At 64.5% G+C, this 4,935-nt stretch carries 6 protein-coding genes; 3 read left to right on the top strand and 3 right to left on the bottom strand.

The annotated features are described in order from the left end of the window. From H926_RS30350 to H926_RS0123660, 3 genes are all read right to left on the bottom strand, one after another. A partial coding sequence (locus tag H926_RS30350; RefSeq protein ID WP_237741182.1) for an argininosuccinate synthase occupies nucleotides 1-1,079 on the bottom strand: 1,079 nt, incomplete at its 3' end. Nucleotides 1,080-1,333: 254 nt separating this feature from the next. Then, nucleotides 1,334-2,116 carry a 3-hydroxybutyrate dehydrogenase gene (locus H926_RS0123665; RefSeq protein ID WP_022678436.1) on the bottom strand — a complete coding sequence of 261 codons (783 nt, stop codon included), beginning with the start codon at nucleotides 2,114-2,116 and terminating at the stop codon, nucleotides 1,334-1,336. 73 nt (nucleotides 2,117-2,189) lie between these two features. Then, nucleotides 2,190-3,332, bottom strand: coding sequence for a patatin-like phospholipase family protein (locus H926_RS0123660; RefSeq protein ID WP_082209337.1), 1,143 nt, complete (start codon nucleotides 3,330-3,332; stop codon nucleotides 2,190-2,192). A gap of 212 nt (nucleotides 3,333-3,544) precedes the next feature. Here H926_RS0123660 and smpB point away from each other — a divergent pair, with 212 nt between their 5' ends. The 3 genes from smpB to H926_RS35315 all read left to right on the top strand — a co-directional run. Then, nucleotides 3,545-4,027, top strand: coding sequence for an SsrA-binding protein SmpB (smpB, locus tag H926_RS0123655; protein WP_022678434.1), 483 nt, complete (start codon nucleotides 3,545-3,547; stop codon nucleotides 4,025-4,027). Nucleotides 4,028-4,189: 162 nt separating this feature from the next. Then, entirely contained in the window at nucleotides 4,190-4,735 is a 546-nt protein-coding gene (locus H926_RS0123650) for a DUF2062 domain-containing protein (protein ID WP_022678433.1), read from the top strand. Between the two features lie 16 nt (nucleotides 4,736-4,751). Further along, nucleotides 4,752-4,935 (top strand): hypothetical protein (locus H926_RS35315; RefSeq protein ID WP_237741181.1); only part of this gene is annotated, 184 nt, incomplete at its 3' end.

Raw genomic sequence — 4,935 nt, 5'->3', positions numbered from 1 at the left:
TGGCGGCCGACGACCGAGGCCAGGCCCTTGTAGAGCTTGAGCCGCACGGTGCCGTTGACCTTGGCCTGGCTGTGGTCGATCGCGGCCTGGAGCATCTCGCGCTCGGGCGAGAACCAGAAGCCGTTGTAGATCAGCTCGGCATACTTGGGCATCAGCTCATCCTTGAGATGCGCCGCGCCGCGATCGAGCGTGATCGATTCGATGCCGCGATGCGCCACCGCATAGATCGTGCCGCCCGGGGTTTCATACATGCCGCGGCTCTTCATGCCGACGAAGCGGTTTTCCACCAGATCGAGGCGGCCGATGCCGTGCTTGCGGCCCAGTTCGTTGAGCGCGGTGAGCAGGCTGGCGGGGCTCATCGCCTCGCCATTGAGCGCCACGCCATCGCCCTTGGTGAAATCGATGGTGATGTATTCCGGCACGTCGGGCGCGTCTTCCGGGTTGACCGTGCGCGAATAGACGTAGTCGGGCACTTCCTGCCACGGGTCTTCCAGCACCTTGCCTTCCGACGAGGTGTGCAGCAGGTTGGCGTCGGTCGAGAACGGGCTTTCGCCGCGCTTGTCCTTGGGCACCGGGATCTGGTGCTTTTCAGCCCAGGCGATCAGCGCGGTGCGGCTGGTCAGATCCCATTCGCGCCACGGCGCGATCACCTTGATGCCCGGCTCCAGCGCATAGGCCGAAAGCTCGAACCGCACCTGGTCGTTGCCCTTGCCGGTGGCGCCATGGGCCACGGCATCAGCACCGGTTTCGCGGGCGATCTCGATCAGGCGCTTGGAAATCAGCGGCCGCGCAATCGAGGTGCCGAGCAGGTAATCGCCTTCATAGCGGGCATTGGCGCGCATCATCGGGAAGACGAAATCGCGCACGAATTCCTCGCGCAGGTCGTCGATATAGATGTGCTCGGGCTTCACGCCCATCAGTTCGGCCTTGGCGCGGGCCGGTTCGAGTTCCTCGCCCTGGCCGAGATCGGCGGTGAAGGTCACGACTTCGCAGCCGTATTCCACCTGCAGCCACTTGAGGATGACGGAGGTATCGAGCCCGCCCGAATAGGCCAGGACGACACGCTTGATCTCGGACATGGGCGGGGCACTCCTCAAACTGAAAGACGCGACAACCAAAAAGACGGGGCGCGCCTAACAGGGAGGGGGGCAGATCGCAAGGCAAACGGGGCGGCGGGTCACGCGCGATTGCCTAGGGTGCGTGGGATTTGGAACAGGGGGGAGCGAGAATGGGTGATTTCGAGAACCGGCCCGCAGCGTGCTTTTGGCACGTGAGGACCGGAAGCACAGAAAGCGGCCGTTCGCAGCCCGCCCTGTTCCAAATACCGCGTGCCCTAGTTCATGAACCAGCCGTGGCTGGCTACCAGCGACTGGCCGGTGAGCGCGTTGGTGGGGAATGCGGCAAAGAACAGCGCCACTTCGGCGATATCGTCCACCGTGGTAAATTCGCCATCCACCGTCTGGCCGAGCATGACCTTCTTGATCACCTCGTCCTCGCTGATGCCCAGTTCCTTGGCCTGCTCGGGAATCTGCTTGTCCACCAAAGGCGTGCGGACGAAACCGGGACAGATCAGGTTGGTGCGCACGCCCTTCTTGCCGCCTTCCTTGGCAATGGTGCGCGCCAGGCCCTCAAGGCCGTGCTTGGCCGTGACATAGGCGCTCTTGAGCGGCGAGGCTTCCTTGGAATGGACCGAGCCCATGAACAGGATCGCGCCGCTGCCCTTGGCATACATGTGCGGCAACACGGCCTTGCTGGTGAGGAATGCCCCATCGAGATGGATCGCCAGCATCTTTTTCCAGTCGGCAAAGGCGAAGTTTTCCACCGGGTTGACGATCTGGATGCCGGCGTTCGACACCAGAATGTCCACGCCGCCCCAGGCGTCCACCACCTTGGCCACGCCGGCGTTGACTTGGTCTTCGCTGGTCACGTCCATTTCCACGGCCATGGCGGCGCCGGGGTGATCGGCATTGATGCCATCGGCCGCAGCCTGCGCCGCGTCGAGCTTGAGATCGGCAATCGCCACGCGGCCACCGGCAGCGGCATAGCGCTTGGCAATGGCCAGGCCGATCCCGCTGGCAGCACCGGTGACGATGGCGATCTTGTTGTCGAGATTCATGGTTTCACTCTCCAGGGTGTTTGGCCATGGGCCGTGGTCGGTCCCCAAGCAGGAAGCGTAAAAATCGGGTGGATCAGGCCAGATCGAGCGTGACGATGCCGCGCTGTGGCCGCTTGCGGTTTTTCCAGCGCGGGCTGGCAAACGAGCGCTCGACATCGCGCCGGCCGTTTTCCCAGTGGCCGGTCGCGGTCATGCGCGAAAACTCATAGTCCTTGTTCTGCGTTTCATAATCCTCGCTGCGGTTGATCAGGTGCAGGATCGTTACCGGCCCGTCCTGGGCGTGGGCGGTCAACGTGGCGAGGTCGGCATCGTCGGCAAATTCGGGCGGCAGCCGTTCAGCAAGGCGTGCGGCGGCTGCCTCAAGGGCTTCGATCCGCTTCTGCATGTCGGTGTTGAGCCGGGTGCGGCTGGAAAAGCGGATGTCCTTCTCGCGCTGCGCTGTCTCGGCCAGGCTGCGCGGCATCATGCCGTGGGCGGAAAACAGATCGACCTGAAACACCAGCACGGGATCGCGTGCCGCCTGGGCGCGGGCCGGATCGTGGCGGTCAGCCTCGCGCGCGCGCTCGTCCAGCACGAATTGCAACGGGGTGTTGGAAACCAGGCCCCCGTCCCAATAGGGATCGCCATCGATCATCACCGGCGGAAAGCCGGGGGGCAGCGCGCCGCTGGCCATGATGTGCTCGGGCTCGATCAGGCGGTCGCGGTTGTCGAAATAGGCGAAGTTGCCGTTGAGCACGTTGACCGCGCCCACGCTGAAACGCACCTTGCCACTGTTGATCAGATCGAAATCCACCAGTTCCAGCAGCGTTTTGCGCAAGGGGCTGGTATCGTAAAGGCTGATCGATTCCGGCGATCCGGGCAGGGCCAGCCACGATGGGGTGGTGCGAGGGGTGAAAAAACCGGGAATGCCGGTCAGCGCCACCGATGCTGCGGCCCATTCGTTGAACAGGCGGCGTCCCCAGCCATCGGCGAACGGCGATTTGAACGGAATGCGCGAGCTGGCCTGCTCCCAGAACGCGCGCAGGTTGCGCACCCGGCGTTCGGGCGGGTTGCCGGCAATCAGCGCGGCGTTGACCGCACCGATCGAAATGCCGGCCACCCAATCCGGGCTATAGCCATTGCTGGCCAGCGCCTCGAACACGCCGGCCTGGTAGGCGCCCAGCGCTCCGCCGCCCTGAAGCACCAGAACACATCTTTCGCGCGTGGCATCAGCCATGGTCATTCCCGTCCTGCACCCGGCCTGTCGTGCACCCAGTGAGGGATGATGCCGGCTTGTGCACTGCACTATGAAGCGAGTGTGTGGCGCCAACGTGAAACTGGCAAGAGCGGTTCCCACCGCGGTGTGCCGATTATCGGAGAGCCACTTGCAAATTCCGCATGCTCGGGCGCTTTCCATGCCGGCAATACCACCCTACATGGGCAGGCATCATGGCAAGACCCACACCCCTCGCATTCGACAAAAAGAAGATCGTCGCCGAAAACCGCCGCGCGCGGTTCGAGTATTTCGTCGAAGACGTGTACGAGGCGGGAATCGCGCTCACCGGCACCGAAGTGAAATCGCTCCGCTTTGGCGAGGGATCGATCGCCGAATCCTATGCCGAGGTGAAGAACGGCGAGGTGTGGCTGGTCAATTCCAACGTGCCCGAATTCAGCCACGGCAACCGCTTCAACCACGAGCCCAAGCGCCCGCGCAAGCTGCTGCTCAAGGAACGCGAGATCGCCAAGTTCCACGGCGCGGTGGAGCGCAAGGGCATGACGCTGGTGCCGCTGTCGATCTATTTCAACGGACGCGGCCGGGCCAAGGTGGAACTCGCCCTGGCCAAGGGCAAGAACGCGGCCGACAAGCGCGCCACGATCAAGGACCGCGACTGGCAGCGCGACAAGGCGCGCATCATGCGCGAACACAGTTGAGCGTAGCGGTCGGTCACGCCCCCTGATCGGGCCAGGCCAAGTGCACGTTCGGCTTCATCGCTTGGCAAGCTGACGTGGTGCATGGTGGCATTTCGGGCTGGTCGGCCAGCCTGCCTTTGTCCAATGCCATCGTTCCACCACTCCTTGGGAATCGCCGTTTCAATGCGCCAGAAGATTGCCACGATGGTTCGCGCTTCGATGCCCACGCGCGAGCAGATGGAGCGCAACCGCCTGACCGGGCGGCTGGCAGCGCGGGCCGAGTTGTGGCGCTTTACCCGCCGCTCGGTGCCGCGCGGCGTGGCGATCGGGCTGCTCGTCGGCATCTTTGCGATGATCCCCGGGGTGCAGATCGCTGGCGCTGCGGCGATGTGCCTGCCATTCCGGGGCAATGTCCCGATCGCGGCGGGGATGACGTTCCTGTCCAATCCGGCGACAACGCCGCTGTTCATCGCTGCCTCGCTGGCGCTAGGCAACTGGTTCGGCTTTCATGCCGATGTCGCCACGTTCATGGCCCTGTTCGAACGCGGCGCCAGTGTGGCGGAATGGACCGGCTGGCTGCTGTCGGATGCGGCCCCGGCGTTGATTTTCGGATTGTTCGTGATCTCGGTGGTGGCCGCCGCGCTCGGCTATGTCATCGCTGCATTTGCCTGGCGCTGGTGGACGGTGCACAAGCGGCGCACGCGCCTGGCGATGCGGGTGGAGCAATAAAGGGGGCGGGCGGCCCATGCTGCCTGTCATGGTGAAGGGAGCAAGCGTGCCGGCCGCAGCGGGCGATATCGACGGGGGCAACAATTTGTCCGGGGATCTGTCCGGGGCGCCGCACGCCGCTGGCAAGGGCCCGGCATGGCGGCGCGATGCCGCCTGGGTGGCTGCCGCCGCACTGGCCGGGGCTGCGCTGCTGTGGCTGC

This window comes from Novosphingobium sp. B-7, assembly GCF_000410615.1.
In the GTDB taxonomy this organism is placed as follows: Bacteria; Pseudomonadota; Alphaproteobacteria; order Sphingomonadales; family Sphingomonadaceae; genus Novosphingobium; species Novosphingobium capsulatum.
The sequence above is the reverse complement of the archived record's forward strand: the minus strand, read 5'-3'. Positions and strand labels throughout refer to the sequence as shown.

Bases quoted from the DNA above. Each gene is read 5' to 3' on its own strand.
- smpB (WP_022678434.1), top strand. From the start codon at position 3,545: ATGGCAAGACCCACACCCCTCGCATTCGACAAAAAGAAGATCGTCGCC.
- H926_RS0123660 (WP_082209337.1), bottom strand. From the start codon at position 3,332: ATGGCTGATGCCACGCGCGAAAGATGTGTTCTGGTGCTTCAGGGCGGC.
- H926_RS0123650 (WP_022678433.1), top strand. From the start codon at position 4,190: ATGCGCCAGAAGATTGCCACGATGGTTCGCGCTTCGATGCCCACGCGC.
- H926_RS0123665 (WP_022678436.1), bottom strand. From the start codon at position 2,116: ATGAATCTCGACAACAAGATCGCCATCGTCACCGGTGCTGCCAGCGGG.